A 15,095-nucleotide genomic window follows, 5' to 3' on the forward strand; every position below is an offset into this window, starting at 1 on the left:
TCCTACAGGAAGTGAATCACGAACGTCGCCTCACTGGAATCCCCTCTCGATTCAACCTGAGCGTCCGACGCTCTAGCTCGTCGCGCGAATCTGCGTGGCGCTTCGAAGCTTGCCCCTTTGCCATGCCACGCGGCTAACAGCCCGTCTTTCCCAGGGACGTCGGTTCTCGGAATATCGGGCGGCGTAAACACGCCAACCCGCACCACCGCGGTGGTGAACGCGCTTGTCAAGGCGGTCGCGTTGGGCGTGCCGGCGGACACCGGTCTGATCGAGATTACCGAGGCGACACCCTCGCTTTTCGCCGGGCTATCCCGCGACGCACTCGGTGCATCCGGAGAAGGGATCATCCAGCGCGTCGAGAAGGCCGATCTGCTCGTGGTCGGAACGCCTGTCTATCGAGCATCCTACACCGGTGCCCTCAAACACCTGTTCGATCTCGTCGACTATCGTGCGCTGACGGGCAAGACCGTGCTGCTCGCGGCGACCGGTGGCACCCCATACCATGGCCTGGTGCTCGAACATCAACTCCGGCCACCATTTCTGCAACCAATTCTGGCACCGCCTGGTTGGTACTCAACAACGAGCTTCAATGGCTTGAACCTGTCGAAATCCTACGGAGAGTTTCTGTCATTCCTCGCGTCTGTCTAGCTAGCCGCACCAGCGCTTCATTGACCATCAGCCGGATCGGGCGCAGCGGATGATCGGCTGGAACGAAATCCTCCAACCGCTTCATCGTGAACAGCTGCTCCATGAACACATCGCTCCAGCGCATCGAACCGCTTCGCCAAGGTGGATCAGTAGTCTATGTTTGGCGTAGGTATTTCAGCAACCTGCTAGGCGCCCGCCGCCACGTGCGGGCGACGCCCATATCAACCGGCGGGCAGATGCGCCGAGGCCAACAAGCGCGCCTGACGCAACGCCGCCAGATCAGCCGAGCCGGTGCAGAAGCAGGCGACGGCCAACTGGCGGATGACGATCTCGAAATGCGCGACAACCGCCTCGGTGGACACCGTCGCCGCGTGCAGCACGCCGGCCGCCTGCCCGGCGATGTCCGCGCCCAGGCGGATGGCCTTGGCCACGTCGACGCCGTCGCGGATCCCGCCCGACGCGATCAGCTTCACCGTTGGCAGCGCCCGACGTACCGCCTGCACGCTGTCCGGGGTGGGAATCCCCCAATCGGCGAACGCCATCGCCACTGCACGGTCGGCGGCATCGCGGGCGCGCTCGCCCTCCACCGCGGCCCAACTGGTGCCGCCGGCGCCGGCGACATCGATCACCGCTACGCCCGCCTCGACGAGCGCACAGGCCGCCGAGGCGGACAGGCCCGCCCCCACTTCCTTGGCTACAATCGGCACGCCCAGGCTGCGCGCGGCGCGAGCGACCTGCGCCAGGACGCCGCGCCAGTCGCGGTCGCCCTCCGGCTGTACCGCTTCCTGCAGCGGATTGAGATGAACGATGAGTCCATCGGCCTCCAGCGCATCCACCGCCCGGTGCGCCAGGTCCAGGCCGTCGGCCTCGCGCAGTTGCGCGCCGCCGATATTGGCCAGCAACGGGATGTCTGGAGCCAGGCGGCGCAGCGCGCGCGTCAGCCCCTGGGAGTTGCGGGATTGCAGGCTCACGCGCTGCGAACCAACACACATGGCGATCCCCAAGGCTTGCGCTGCCTCGCTCAGATGCCGGTTGACGGCCGCGGCGCGTGGCATGCCGCCGGTCATGGAGCTGATCAGCAGCGGCGCGCGCATGGTCTTGCCCAGCAGCGAGGCCCGCAGGTCGATCTGCGTCAGGTCCAACTCGGGCAATGCGCAGTGTTCGAAACGGATGTATTCCCAGCCGGCGGCGACCGTGGCCGGCGCCGTTCGCCGATCCAGTACGATGTCCAGATGGTCGTCCTTGCGCCGGCTCAGGGCGGTGTCGCTCATGCTCGCTCCATCTGTCGCATCGGGCGACGGCGTTGCGTCGGATCGGACCGACGGCCGCGCGCGCACGCCGCCGCCTCCCGCGCGATCAGGCCGGCGCACGCTAGCCTCGCCCCTCAGCGTCCCTGCGGTAGCGGCTGGTCGAGGTCTGATAGTACTGCGCGCGGATGGCCGCCATGGCCTCGATCAACGGTCCCCACGGCGCGGGAAAGCGTTCTTCCCCCATCAACCGGTGCAGCATGCGCGTATGGCCGGCCAGCTCCTCGTTGAGGAACTCCACCACAGGCATAGCCGGATAGCGCTGCAGCAGCAGGATCGCCGCGTTGTCGGCCTCGCCGGCCGACCTGTCCTCGTCGCGTCCATGCAGATCGTTCTGCAGGCGCCCTATCGCGGAGATGAGCCGCAGGGCCTGGCGAAACGCCGGACGCGCGCGCAACGCCGCCATGTCCAGGCCCCACAGCAATGACAGGCAACAGAACACGTTCGTGTAGGCGATCGAATCGATGCCGTTGTGCAGGTACTCGGCGTAGGACCAGCGTTCCGCCCCTGCCGCCTGCGCGTGTCCGGCGCGCAGCGCCGCGCAGTAGCACCGGGTATCTTCGAGAAGCCGAGCATAGTCGCGACGATCGTAGGCGAGCGCGGCCAGCGAAGCGCGCAGCACAGCGCAGCCCTCGAACCCGGGGAGCGCGCACGGCACGCCCTGCGCCAGCGCCTGCTCCACCGCGGCGAGCTGCTCCGGCGCGATCAGGCCAAGGTCGTTGCAATCGTCGAGCCAGAACAGCAGCGCCAGTTCGCGATAGAACGCCACGATCAGCGTTTCGTCCTGCGGATCGCGGCCGGTGCGGGCGCTGGTGTCGCGCAGGCTCGGTTCGATACGCTGCAGGATGTACTGGCCGCCCCTGACCGCTTCCACGGCATGCTCGTCGGCGAACCCGGTCAGGGAACGCCCCCACTCCAGCACCTGCTGCAGCGCGCGTTCGGTCTGGATCATGGCGCCGCTCCTGGTCCCTCGGCCAGGACGCGCCGCCCCCAACGAAGCGCCAGCAACAACCCGGCAAGTTCGGCCACGCGCACGACCCGGGTGGGGCAATACAGTTCCTTGCCGATCCACAGCGGCGTCTGCGGCAGTGCGTGCGCCGCATGTCGGGCGAGCATCCACTCCAGCGCACGCGCCACCGCCTGCGCGATGCGCCGGCGCCCTGTCGGCTCTTCGCTCCCATCCATCACGTGCAACGCGAACAGCGCATAGGCCGTTTCCTCGAATGTGGACACGCGACCGGCGCCCCAGCCGCCGTCGTCGCGCTGCGCCTGCAGCAGCGCCGCCAGCGCGCGCTCGTCGCGCCACTGGGGGTTGCCTTGCGCTAGCGCAGCGACCGCATGCGCGGTGGGATACAGCCACGAAACGTGCCATTTTTCGTTGTCCCATAGACCGTGCGGGTTGCGATTGGCCTCGACGTAGGCGCTGGTGCCGGCGGCGGGCTTTCCCAACAGTCGCAACGCATGCAGGGCATGGATGTTGGTCGACACCGAGGCATTGCGTTCGCCGGGGAAGGTGACGAACAGCTCGCCGATTTCGAAATGGCGCAACGCATCGACCGCCGGGTCGCGGCCCGCAAGGCGCAGGACGCACAACGCAACGGCGGTGTCGTCCGCATCGGCCGCGAAGTGCAAGGCAGGGCCCAGACCGCGCACGCCCAGGCGGACGTCGAGCTGCGCGACGATCACGCGCACCGCCTCGGCGAGCGCGGGATGCGCGAACAGCCCGGCCAGATGCAGGGTGTACAGCGACCAGCATGGCTCGAACACATTGATCGGCCAGACGTTGGGCACGACACCTTCGATGCCGCTGCGCGTCGCCCGCGATGCCGCCTGCAGATACGCGTCGGCGCGCCCGACCTGAGGCGTGCTCCCCTGTGTCACGGCGTTCGCACGCCACGCGGCAGTGGCCGCCGGACTGATGCCGACGCTGCCGTCGTCATCGGGGCATGCGGTGGTCGGCGACGTTCCCCAGGCTTCCCAGGAGTGCAGCAACGGATGGCCGCTCGGCAACGTCGCCACCGCCCCCAGCCTGACCAGGCACGCTTGTCGCAATGGCAACAGCGCCGGGTGGCGCGGAAACGCCACGCCGCCCAGCAAGGATGCGGCCTCGCCGCACAACTGCGGCAGGATCAGCTCCGCGCCGATCGGCGCGTCTTCCGGCACCGCATGCGCGTAGGGATCGGGCTGGCGCTCGAGGAACCGGGTTGCAGCCTGGACTGCATCGGCAGCGCCGGGAAAAGGATCGGCACGCTGCAATGCCAGCAACGCCGCCCACGTGGGCGCATGGCGGAACAGCGGGAAGTCCGCGCTTCCCCATCCGCCATCGGCCTGTTGCTGCGCGAGGAGCCACGAGTATGCGTCCTGCCGACCGGTGACGTTGCCGTAGAACTGCAGAGCTCGCGCCGTGTCGTAGACGGACGGACCGACGCTGCCGCCGTCGCTCATCTCGCTCAGCAGGTGGCGCAATTCGGAAAGGATCTGTTCGGACAGCGCGTTCACGCGGGATATTCCTTCTGCACACGGTTGACGAGAACCAGGATAGGGCAGACGCCGCGCACGTCGCCGCAGGCCCGTCGCGGCCCGGCACACGGGCAGCGCCGGACGGCCGCCCTGCTCCGGCGCGGCGATGCGCCCCGAAGCCGGCGCCGGTCCGCCGCATAGGCTTGCTCGCGCAGCGCGCCGCGTGCGCCGCGGCCGTGCTGGGCAACCGCTGCGATCGGCGCCGCCGACTTGGAACACAGTGCAGCATGCACCGCTGCCGCCAGCCGATCGCAGCGGCACAGGGGCGGCTCCATGCGGACGCGCGCGCTCATGCGCAGGGCGCGTGCTTGAACAGATACGCATTGGCCCGCTGCAGCATCTGCGCCAATCGTTCCGCACGCGGACCCAGCGGGGCGATGGCCTCCCCGGCGTCGCGCAACAGATCCAGCGCGAACTGGCGCGCTGCCTGCAGCCCCATGATCGACGCGCAGGTCGGCTTCTGCGCCGCCGCGTCCTTGCCGGGCGTCTTGCCCAGCGTCGCGGTATCCGCTGTCGCGTCGAGAATGTCGTCGACTACCTGCAACGCCAGGCCGAAACAGGCGCTGTAGCGATCGAGCGCACAGTACAGCGCAGCGTGCGCGGCATCCTCCGAGATGGCGCCCAGCGCACCCATGCGAACGGACGCGCGCACTAGCGCTCCGCTCTTCATCCGGTGCATCGCCACGATCCTGTCCAGCTCGACGTGCTTTCCGACCAGCGATAGATCCATGGCCTGTCCGCCTGCGGCACCCTCGGCGGACACCGCCTGCGCCAGTTCGCGCACGAGCGCGATACGGTTGTGGCCCGGTGCATCCAGGCTCGCCAGGGTCAGGAAGGCGTGCGCCTGCAGCGCATCGCCGACCAGGATCGCAGTGGCTTCGCCGAACTTGACGTGCACGGTCGGAAGGCCGCGGCGAAGCACGTCGTCGTCCATCGCGGGCAGGTCGTCGTGGACCAGGGTACAGGCGTGCATCATCTCGATGGCGGCGCCGACGTCGTCGAGCATGTGCGCCGGCGTGTCGGCCAGTGCGCCGGCAGCCAGACAGAGCAAGGCGCGGGTGCGCTTTCCGCCATGCAAGGTGGCGTAGCGCATCGCCGCCATCAGCTCGGTCTCACCGTCGTCTTCGGCGCAGAGGAGACGCGCCAGCGCCTGTTCGACCCGCTTTGCGCCGTCCTGCATCCAGATCTCCGGCAGTTGCCCGCCGGATGCGCCGCGCGCCTGCGCGCCCAATCCGCCGAACGCGGAAACGCCAGTTCGGTCGTCGTGTAGCGTGGAACCGGTCTGCATGTTGTTCATGTCCTTGTACCTGCCAGGAGACCGCAACGGCGAGCGGCGAGCCGCCGCGGTGTTGACGGCGTCGCACCGAGCGAGCGCGCCGAGTGCAGCAATGCCGCGCGTCGCCGGCGCCGCTTCCTCGCACACGGGGCGTGCGATGCCAGCTCATGAGAATCCGATGCGGATTGTCATGGACGGATGTGCGGTCGGGTAATAGCGCCGGCCTTTTTCGACGCCGCTCAGCAACCGCGGCCGCACCCCGGCCTTGTGCATGGTCAGCGCCAAGGCGATGGAGAACTGCACCAGTTCCAGCCATACCAGGTGGTAGCCGATGCAGACGTGTGGCCCGGTACCGAACTGCAGCATGTCCACCGGCCGGATCGGCTCCGTGCGTTGCAGCCACCGCGTCAGGCGGAACTGATCAGGCGCCTCGTGGAGCAGCGCCGAGGTCGAGAAATGCAGCAGCGGGATGCACAGATGGGTGCCCGCGGGAATGCGCCGTTGGCCGAGTTGCAATTCCTGCAGCGCGCGACGCGGCAGGAGCGTAGTCGCCGGATGCACGCGCAGCGTCTCGCGGAACAGCGCCTCGGCGACCGGACACTGCGCCAGGTCCGCGTGTCGGGTCGGCACCGCGCCCACGCGTTGCGCCTCCTCAACCAGGGCGTCCCACAGCACAGGCTGCCGCGCCAGCTCGATCACCATCCAGGCCATCGTCGAGGCGGTGGTGTCGTGACCGCCAAGCAGCAGCAAGCGGATATTGGCGACCAGGACGTCATCGGAGAGCGCATCATCGCTGCGATCGAAGGCGCTCACCATGTCGTTGATCAACCCGGTTCGCGCGGCATGCGCGCGCGCGTCGCGGACGAACTGGCGCAACTGCGCGTCGATCCAGTCGCGGGCGGCGCGGCCGCGCCGCAAGGGCAGTCCGGGCAGGTCAATCGGAGGCGCGACGATCAACTGCAGCAGTTGCCGGTACTTGCGATGCCAACCCGGCAGGTCGTTCGCGGGGATTCCCATGAGGTTGAAGATGAGCTTGAGCGTCAGATCGCCGGTTTCGCGCAGGATGGTCACGTCGCCGCGGTCGCGCCACGCCTGCACCCGCGCCAGGATGATGGGCGCGAACAGGTCGCCGATGCCGGCCTGGGTCAACCCCTTGGGCAGGAACGCCGCCTTGATCGCATCGCGCGCCTGCCGGTGCTCGCCGCCGTCCTGGGCGACCAACGTTCCGCGAAGCAATTCGGGCGCGATCTCTTCCATCAGCGCCGAGGACACGTCCTTGTGCCGGAGCAGTGCGAACGCATCCGGATCCACGCAGGTCATCAGGTGGCCGGCCGGGCCGAAATCCAGCCAGAAGTGGCTGCCCAGCGTCCGTTCCGCGCGCCGCAGCAGGCACGGCAGGTCGCAGACGATGGCGGGAAGATGCCCGACGAGGGGGAAAGCGCCGGGCACGACCGGGATGTCGTACCGCAGCCGGTGCCGACGGTCCAGCGGGTTGAGCAGCATGTTCATCAGCAGCGCGGCGCCGCGGCCGCTTCGGCGATGTCGCCGGCAGGCCGCGCGGCGCGGCTGTTGCCACCGTCGGCGTATGTCGGCACATGCGCCAGCATGCCGCCGTCGATGCACACGACCTGGCCGGTGATGAACGCAGCATCGGCGGAGAGCAGGAACGCCACCAGCGCGGCCACGTCCTCCGGGCGGCCGACGCGCGGCAGGAGCTGGTGCCGGCGCAGATGCTGTTGCATGCACTCGTCCAGCTTGGCGAGGAGACGCTCGGTCATGATGAGACCCGGCGCAACCGCGTTGCAGCGGATCTGCGCATGACCGTACTGGGTCGCGAGCGAGGCCGACAGCATGTTCATCGCCGCCTTCGACGCGGCGTAGGACGTCTGCGCGGTGTCACCGCTGAGCCCCTGGCACGACGACATGTTGACGATCGCGCCACCGCCGCGGGCGATCATCCGTGGGATCGCCTGCCGGCAGCAGAGCAGCGTGCCGCGCAAATTGGTCGCCATGGTCTGATCCCAGACCGCCAGGTCCAGGTCGAGGATCGCGTGGTCGCGCGGGGTCAGATGCATGGCGCTCGCGTTGTTCACCAGCAGGTCGACCCCACCGAAGTGCCGCTCCGCCGTCTCGAACAGCGCTGCTACCGCCTGCGCATCGGCAATGTCCATGGCCAGGGCCAGCGCGTGGCCCGCTTCGGCCGCGATCTGCGCGGTGCAGGCGATGGCCGCCGAGCCATCAATGTCGGCCACCACCACTCTGCCGCCCTCGCGCGCGATGGCGAGGGCGCATGCCTTGCCGATGCCGGCGCCGGCGCCGGTCACCACGGCCACCTTGCCTTCAAACCGTCCCATCGTGTCCTCCTGATTGCGTTGGTCTTTCGCGGCATGCCGCTAGGCCTCCGCCGGAGAAGGCGCAGGGTCGGCGCTGGCGCGCTCGTCATCGCCAGAGTTGCTTTCGATGACCCGAATGGCGGCGACCGGGCACTGGCTCGCCGCGAGCCGCGCGGCGGCGTGCAGCGCCTGCGGGACCGTCGCCACGCACACTTCAGCCACGCCGTCCGGTTCGCGCTGGCGAAAGGTGCCCGGCAGCGTCAGCACGCACTGCCCGGTGGTTCCGCACAGATCCTGGTCGACCACGACGCGCATCTCAGCCCCACCCTGCGCATGCAGCCGCACCGGCAGCGCGCGGAATGTCCTAAGGAACGCGGAGGGCTCCCGGGTCGGCTGCTCGGCCAATGCCAGCGTGGGGAAGCGCGCCTGGATCCGCGGCAGGCTCTCGGCCAACTGCACCCGGGCCAGTTGCGCACCGAGGCAGAAGTGGATGCCGTGGCCGAAGCTCAGCATGATCTTCCCGTCGGTCGACATGCCAGGACTGGTGCCGTAGAACCGCGCGGGATCGAAGCGGTCGGGATCGGCGAAGGCGTCCGGGTCGCGATTGCCGGCCGCGATCAGCACGCGCACATCCGCGTCCTTCGGGATCACCACGCCGCCCAGTTCGATGTCGCGCACGGCGATACGCGGAATGGAGCTGAACATGGCGGGCGCCTCGCAGCGCAGGACTTCTTCGACGAATGCCTTCACCCCCACGGCGTCTCCCTCCAGCCAGTGCCGCTGTTCGGGATGCGCCAGCATCGCCAGGACCGCATGGTCGATGGTCGCAGCAGTGGTGGCGAAGCCGCCCAGCAGCATGCCCCACAGCATGCTGATCAACTCCGCATCCGACAGCGTGTCGGTATCGTCGTCGTGTGCGCCGACCAGCATCGACACGATGTCGTGGCGGGGATCGGTGCGCCTGCGCTGTATGAGGTCGCCGAAATAGGCCTGCACCTTGGCGCTGGCCTCGTCCGAGGCGGCGAGCTGGGGATCGCTGGAGTGCGGACTCAGGCCTTCCAGAATGGTGCCGATGCCGGCGGCGAGCCCGAACACGTCGTCCTGGGGCATGCCGAACAGTTCGGCGAAGACCAGCATGGGCAAGGCCAGCGCGAATTCCCGATGCAGGTCCACCGCCTCCCCGCGCTCCAGCGCGGGCGCCATGCCGTCCAGGCGCGCTGCGACGATGCGCGCGATACTCGGCCGCAGGTTGTCGATCTGGCGCATGGTGAAATCGCGCGAGATCAGCCGGCGCAGACGCGTATGCGTCGGGGGGTCCTTCATCGCTAGCGTGGACGCCAGCAGGTTGAGCGACAGGCTGGTCGCCGCACGCGGGAAATAGCGCGCCAGTTCGCCCGGCGCCGGTCCCCGAAACGCATCGCCCGTGGCCTTGAGCGCCCAGTAAATGTCGACGTGGCGGCTCAACAGAAAGAGGCCCGACGCCGCGCGATGCACCGGATCGTGCTCGCGCAACCACCGCATGAACGGATACGGGTCGTGGATGCACGCTGGCGACGCCAGTTCGGCGAAGGCGTCCCGGCATGCTGCTGTGGTTTCTTGCACGTCCATCCTGGTTACCTGTTGGCTGGCTGATCTGACCGGTGCGCACCCAGGCGCGCCGGCAAATTGCGCAGAAGATCCCGATCCCGGCGGCGTCCGCGCGTCACCAGAGCACCGGCAACTCCTCGAACCCGCCAGTGATGATCTCCTTGCGCAACTTCAGTTCTTCGGGCGACACGGCTAGGCGTAGCGCGGGAAAGCGCTGGAAGATCGAACCGAACACCACCTTGAGTTCCAGCCTGGCCAGCGCCGCTCCGGTACAGTTGTGCGGCCCGTAGGAGAACGCCAGGTGCGGGTTTTCGTCGCGTCCGACGTCGAAGATTTCCGGGTCGTCGAAATGGCGCGGATCGAACGACGTCGCCGGCAGGCCGACCAGCACCTTGCTCTCCGCAGGAATATGCACGCCCGCGATGGTCACGTCGGTCCTCGGATAGCGCATGATGCCGTCCCAGCCCGCGCCCGGCGGGTACATGCGCAGGATTTCCTCCACCGCCTTGTCCACCAGGGACGGTTCGCCGACCAGGCGTTCGCGCTGTTGCGGATGGCGGAACATAGCCAGCAGGCCGAATTCGATCTGCGCGACAGTGCTCTCGTGCCCCGCCACCAGTATGCCCGCTGCCAGGCCGATCGCCTCTTCCTCGGTTGCCTTGCCTTGGTCGACCGCTGCGAGCAGATCCGTCAGCAGGTTGTCGCCCGGATCCTGGCGCTTGTCCCGCATCTTGCCGCGAATGTAGGCGCGCAGTTCTTCCCAGGCCAGGCGCGACGCGGTGCGCGGGCCGCTTTCATGCTGGTGCGTCATCACCTCGTCGGACAGCCCGGCGAAAAAGCCGTGATCCTCGTAGAGCACGCCCATCAGCGCGCTGATGACCATGGCTGGAAGCGGAAAGGAGAGGTGGCGCCGCAGGTCGGCGGGTTGGGGCTGGGCCGCCAGCGTCTCGAACAACTGCGCGGCGATCGCCTCGACCTGCTGCGCGAGCAGCTTCACCCTGCGGTTGCTGAAGGCCGGCGCCACGATCGTGCGTAACCGGGCATGCTCGCCCCCCTCGTGCGAGACCAGCCACCCCGGCGAACCGAGAATCACCGAATCCGGGGTGGATGCCGCCGGCGGCATTCCCGCGGGCCGGAATGCCGCGTCGGACAGCACCACCTTGGCCTCGTCGTAGCCTGTCACCCACCAGCCTTCGTGCCCGGACGGGAACCGCACGCGGTGGATCGGACCATTGGCGCATAGCGCCAACATCTCGGGCGAGGGCTCGATGTGATCGACGCGCCACATCGGCAGCGTCGGCAAGGGTCGTTCGGACATGGTGGCACCTCACTCTTTAAGCGATGGAGGGCGGAAGGTGACCGGCAGGCGCTGCGGGCAGAGAATGACGTAATACGGCATGTAGACGACGTCCTCCGCGCCGATGCTCAACGCAAGATCCTCCAGCCGCCGGAACAGCGCGGGGAAGGCGCAGCGCAATTCCAGGCGCGCCAGCTCAGCGCCCAGGCAGGAATGCGGCCCCTCGCCGAATGACAGGTGCGGGTTGTGCCGCCGGGTGACATCGAACCTGTCGGCGCCGGGACCGAAGGCCTTTTCGTCCCGGTTCGCCGCATGGAACGCCATCAGGACGGCGTCGCCGCGGTGGACCGTGCATCCGTCGATCTCCACGTCCTCGGTGGCATAGCGGAACGGCAGATTGGCCACTGCGCTGCCCCAGCGCAGGATCTCCTCGATCGCCTGTGACCACGGAACTTGGCCGCTGCGCACCAGGTGCAGTTGCTGCGGATGCGTCAGCAATGCCAGCACGCCATTGCCCGATGACGCCGGTGGTGGTCACGAAGCCTGCGGAGAGCACCATAAATAGCATGTCGATGAGCTCGGTGTCGGAAACGAGCTCGCCGTGGTCGCGCGCGACGATCAGGGCCGAATCCAGATCGTCGCCGAGCTGGCCCCGCTTGAGCGCGATCAGGCGACGGAAGAAATCCGGGATGCGGTGCCGCGTCTGTCGCACCTCTGCGGCTGTGGCGGAGGTGTTGGCCCGGCTGTAGGTGAGCGCGACGATCTCCTCGCGCTGTTCGTCCGGCAAACCGAACAGTTCGGCGATCACGTTGGTGGGCAGCGGAACGGCGAACTCGCACATCAGATCGTCACTGCCGCCGCGCTGCGCCATCTCGGCCAGGTATCGATCGACGCATTGTTCGATCCGTGGCGCCAGCAAGGCGATACGACTTGGCGCGAAGCTCCTGGACAGCAGGCCGCGCAAGCGCCGGTGATCGGTGCCAGGCGCCGTGACCATGTTGTCCACTTTACACATCCCGATCAGCGGATGATCCTCGGGAATCTCGCCGTCCTTCAGCGCCCGCCACTGTCGCCAGTCCCTGTTGAAACGCTGGTCGGAAAGCATCCGCCTGAGCGTCTGGTGACGCCCTGCCGCCCAGGCCACCACATTGCCTGGCAGCGACACTCGCGCCATCCCCCCCTGCTGCAGAATCGCAGCAGACAGACTATTAAGTTGCGTGGGAGCGACGGACACACCGATCACATCGCAATGATCGTTTTCTACGCGCATGCAAACAACTCCATAAAGAACCATTATGTAATTAAGCTACAAAATAAGTTGCAGCTTCGCGCAAAATGCGCAGAGTCTCATCCCTCAAAAAGCACCAGCAAAATCGGATTTCGACTAACCCGCTTGATCTTGCCGGGTTCGGCGCCCTAATTAATTTAATAATAGGGCCAAAAATTCAAGTGAAAAGAATGTTAACTTTATTTGTTACTGGGATTTCTAAAATTACATAATGCCGCAATATATTTCACAATTCTGGCCCGTGATCCAATTCCTCTCACGGCGTATCAGAACCGCGCTCGGCAGGGCTTCGGGGCCCGAGAGCCGCAATACCGCGAGGGCCGCGTCTTGTCGCAACAGCCCTTGAAGCCTTCGGCGGCGAAGCGCTCTGCCAACGCCATATGCAGCTCTTGGACTTGCCGGTCTGCCGGATCATGTCGAGGGTGCCGACGTCATCGTCGGTCCAGCCGGTTCGGAGCCGGCCGTACATTGGCGCTTGAGGGTCTTGAGGCGGTTGATCTGACCTTCGGCCTGTCCGTTGCTCCAGGGCAGCTCGATGGCGTTATTGACGGCATCGAGTCTCTGCGCAAAACACGGGCGAATCGCATGATCGGAATGATGTCGGAGTCGATTGCATCGTCGATCCAGGGGGCCAGTGTTTCCGACCTCTTGCTCCGAAGGATACCGTTGAAGCGCATTGCCAGGCGTCGCATCTCGGCGAATGCGTCAGATCCCTGCTTCAGGGCGTCGACTTTTCCTTGCTTGTCGAGGCGTCAGCAGGCCTCTTGGCTTTATGCACAGCGCCGCGGCAACAACTGGCGAAATCGCGTGGCCGGTATCCGGATCTCGAACGGGTCCCAAGCTGATCGCCACCGAAGGAACATCATCGGCGCGCACTCTTTTCGGCCCGCCGCCAAGCTCCCAGCAGTCGCTCCAGATTGGAGAAGCTGCCGGTGTAGCCGCGCTGCTTGACATCATGAAAAAGATGCCGTCCGCAGCGGTTCCCTTCCTTCCAGCATTGGGCAATGAACGTTTCAAAGCACCATGGTGATGTGGGGTTCAATGCTGCTCGCCGCCTATCTGGCGGAGCCTTGAACTTGAGCCACTTCGCTACGCTGCGACGCTCATCGCCGGTCCGTCGGGCGATCGCGCTGTAGGATAGACCCTCCTGGCGTAAGGACTATGCGCGAGACGGGCACGCCGGCGATGTGTCGCAGCGTCGACAATAGCGTCCTCGGACAGGATGGATCTTCCTGAAGCACGTCCACTAAGGCCCATCTGTTCCTCGATTGCCGTACGAAGATTCTGGACCAGATGAAACCGGTCGACCACCTGAGCCTGCGGTGCGCCTTCACGGACGGCCTGCGCATAAAGGCCGCAGCGGTCTCGGCTGACGATACCTCGACGGAGGGATGATCCGCAGCCACCTGGCTGCGCTATCGACACTCCGATCATCGAGAATGTCGACGACCGAGTGGCGCTCGAGATCAACCATGATAGTGCCGTATCGCGTCGCTCGCCGCCAGCTCCAGTCATCGATGCCAACCACCCGAATCTAGGAGGCGCGGTGAGTAACCGCGGCATCCCGCTTCAGTTGCCGCAGGATGGTGTCGTCACTGACCGGCGTGCCGAGCCGTTGCATGAGGCGTTCGCCAGGACGTCCACCCGTGCTATGGCCGAGCAAGCCGACAATCTCCACGACCCTCGTCGTCCTGCGCGCATAAGGGGAAGCAACCGTCGGGAGTCGATCAGTGAACGTTTGTCGCTCACATTTCTGATGTGCACATCGCCAGCGGCTCAGCAGGAGCTTCACCGTCACGGGCTTGCCCTGGACCGGCAGATCCTGAAGGCTGCGGTTGGACCAGCCATGCCGACTTCGGCTTCGCCGGCCGCAATCGGGCAAATGCCGATCGCTGGTCCGGCAGCGGAAACAACCCAACTGTGATCATCAGTGAGCGCGACACCCAGAATTCTGACCCCTGGGCCGGGCGACCATTTCGATTTCGTTCGCATGCCCGCCCATAGCGATAGCGTCGCTACCGCGGATGAACCACACAAATTGAGGAAGACCCTGGGAATGGACACAGATGCGCTGGCGACGGTTCGCAGGCGCTTCAAGAGGCAGATGCTACAGCTCGGTAAGAGGCTGTCGGGGGTAGCGCGCTAGCGCTAAGAAGGTTGGAAGGTCCGCATGTCAGGGAAAGATAGAGAGTGGCGTCGCTAACAGCGGATGAACCACACAAATTGAGGAAGACCCTCATTAACTGCAAAGCGACAGAAGGAAAGCCAACTCGCAAGGGCGCTGCGGGAACTGGGCAGGATCGAGCGGTCCATATTCATGATTGAATGGTACTCAAGCCCGGCAAGCTGCCAAGCCGGCCTCAACAAGGGCGAAGCAGCACACAAGCTCAAGCGCGCCGTGTTCTTCCATGAGCGAGGCGAAATTCGCGATCGTTCGTTCGAGAGCCAGGCCTTCCGCGCATCCGGGCTCAACCTCGTCGTCAGCGCGATCGGACACTGGAACACGGTCTATCTCGACCGCGCGGGCCACACAGTTGAAACGAGGAGGCCGAAACATTCCAGATACGCTGTTGAAGTATATCTCGCCGCTGAGTTGGGAACATATCAACCCTGACAGGCATCTACACCTGGGACACCGAGCATCAGATGCCCGAAGGCTTTCGAACCCTTAGGCTACCGACCCCAACCCGGCGAGCCGCATGAGTTTCACGATCCGTTGGGCTTAGCGCAAGATTTTGTACAGCTCTTGTCCTCACCCCAGATTGTGAGCTAAGGACACCTTTCGTCCTGACAATCATGGTATTCTGCAAAGAAGATGCGGAGTGGCAAGCGGCCAGTC

Annotated in this window: 12 protein-coding genes and 3 pseudogenes; 3 read left to right on the plus strand and 12 right to left on the minus strand. The window is 66.1% G+C overall.

The genetic code is table 11. The annotated features are described in order from the left end of the window. Positions 1 to 117: 117 nt before the first annotated feature. Entirely contained in the window at positions 118 to 648 is a 531-nt protein-coding gene (locus AC0L25_RS27610) for an NAD(P)H-dependent oxidoreductase (RefSeq protein ID WP_473598403.1), read from the plus strand. 1 nt (position 649) lies between these two features. Here the strand turns inward: AC0L25_RS27610 and AC0L25_RS27615 are convergent. From AC0L25_RS27615 to AC0L25_RS27665, 11 genes and pseudogenes are all read right to left on the minus strand, one after another. Further along, positions 650 to 772: pseudogene (locus tag AC0L25_RS27615) on the minus strand (IS5/IS1182 family transposase); the annotation flags it as partial. 97 nt (positions 773 to 869) lie between these two features. Next, positions 870 to 1,919, minus strand: coding sequence for a type 2 isopentenyl-diphosphate Delta-isomerase (fni, locus tag AC0L25_RS27620; protein WP_473598404.1), 1,050 nt, complete (start codon positions 1,917 to 1,919; stop codon positions 870 to 872). Between the two features lie 100 nt (positions 1,920 to 2,019). Continuing rightward, on the minus strand, positions 2,020 to 2,907 hold the full coding sequence (locus AC0L25_RS27625; RefSeq protein WP_473598405.1) for a terpene synthase family protein: 888 nt from the start codon (positions 2,905 to 2,907) through the stop codon (positions 2,020 to 2,022). Beyond that, complete coding sequence (locus tag AC0L25_RS27630) at positions 2,904 to 4,454, minus strand: hypothetical protein (protein ID WP_473598406.1); 1,551 nt, start codon at positions 4,452 to 4,454, stop codon at positions 2,904 to 2,906. Before AC0L25_RS27630 ends, AC0L25_RS27625 begins: the two co-directional genes overlap by 4 nt. After that, positions 4,451 to 4,708 carry a hypothetical protein gene (locus AC0L25_RS27635; protein WP_473598407.1) on the minus strand — a complete coding sequence of 86 codons (258 nt, stop codon included), beginning with the start codon at positions 4,706 to 4,708 and terminating at the stop codon, positions 4,451 to 4,453. The genes AC0L25_RS27630 and AC0L25_RS27635 overlap by 4 nt, the downstream gene beginning before the upstream one ends. A 56-nt stretch (positions 4,709 to 4,764) precedes the next feature. Next, a complete protein-coding gene (locus tag AC0L25_RS27640; protein ID WP_473598418.1) occupies positions 4,765 to 5,763 on the minus strand; it encodes a polyprenyl synthetase family protein in 999 nt (332 codons plus the stop codon). A 153-nt stretch (positions 5,764 to 5,916) separates the two neighbouring features. Continuing rightward, positions 5,917 to 7,260 carry a cytochrome P450 gene (locus AC0L25_RS27645; RefSeq protein ID WP_473584881.1) on the minus strand — a complete coding sequence of 448 codons (1,344 nt, stop codon included), beginning with the start codon at positions 7,258 to 7,260 and terminating at the stop codon, positions 5,917 to 5,919. Next, positions 7,260 to 8,105: an SDR family oxidoreductase gene (locus AC0L25_RS27650; protein WP_473495419.1), complete on the minus strand. Its 846-nt coding sequence runs from the start codon at positions 8,103 to 8,105 to the stop codon at positions 7,260 to 7,262. Before AC0L25_RS27650 ends, AC0L25_RS27645 begins: the two co-directional genes overlap by 1 nt. Positions 8,106 to 8,144: 39 nt before the next feature. Further along, on the minus strand, positions 8,145 to 9,692 hold the full coding sequence (locus tag AC0L25_RS27655; RefSeq protein ID WP_473598408.1) for a cytochrome P450: 1,548 nt from the start codon (positions 9,690 to 9,692) through the stop codon (positions 8,145 to 8,147). Positions 9,693 to 9,786: 94 nt separating this feature from the next. Further along, positions 9,787 to 10,989: a cytochrome P450 gene (locus AC0L25_RS27660; RefSeq protein ID WP_473584879.1), complete on the minus strand. Its 1,203-nt coding sequence runs from the start codon at positions 10,987 to 10,989 to the stop codon at positions 9,787 to 9,789. Positions 10,990 to 10,998: 9 nt separating this feature from the next. Then, on the minus strand, positions 10,999 to 11,475 hold the full coding sequence (locus tag AC0L25_RS27665; protein WP_473598409.1) for a cytochrome P450: 477 nt from the start codon (positions 11,473 to 11,475) through the stop codon (positions 10,999 to 11,001). 94 nt (positions 11,476 to 11,569) lie between these two features. Here AC0L25_RS27665 and AC0L25_RS27670 point away from each other — a divergent pair, with 94 nt between their 5' ends. Then, positions 11,570 to 12,388 carry a hypothetical protein gene (locus AC0L25_RS27670; RefSeq protein ID WP_473598410.1) on the plus strand — a complete coding sequence of 273 codons (819 nt, stop codon included), beginning with the start codon at positions 11,570 to 11,572 and terminating at the stop codon, positions 12,386 to 12,388. Positions 12,389 to 12,667: 279 nt separating this feature from the next. On the opposite strand, the pseudogene AC0L25_RS27675 reads toward AC0L25_RS27670, so the two are convergent. Next, positions 12,668 to 14,248, minus strand: a pseudogene (locus tag AC0L25_RS27675) (ISL3 family transposase). 265 nt (positions 14,249 to 14,513) lie between these two features. Here AC0L25_RS27675 and AC0L25_RS27680 point away from each other — a divergent pair. After that, a pseudogene (locus tag AC0L25_RS27680) lies at positions 14,514 to 14,959 on the plus strand (Tn3 family transposase); the annotation flags it as partial. Positions 14,960 to 15,095 lie beyond the last annotated feature (136 nt).

It is taken from the genome of Mesorhizobium sp. WSM4813 (genome assembly GCF_055811555.1).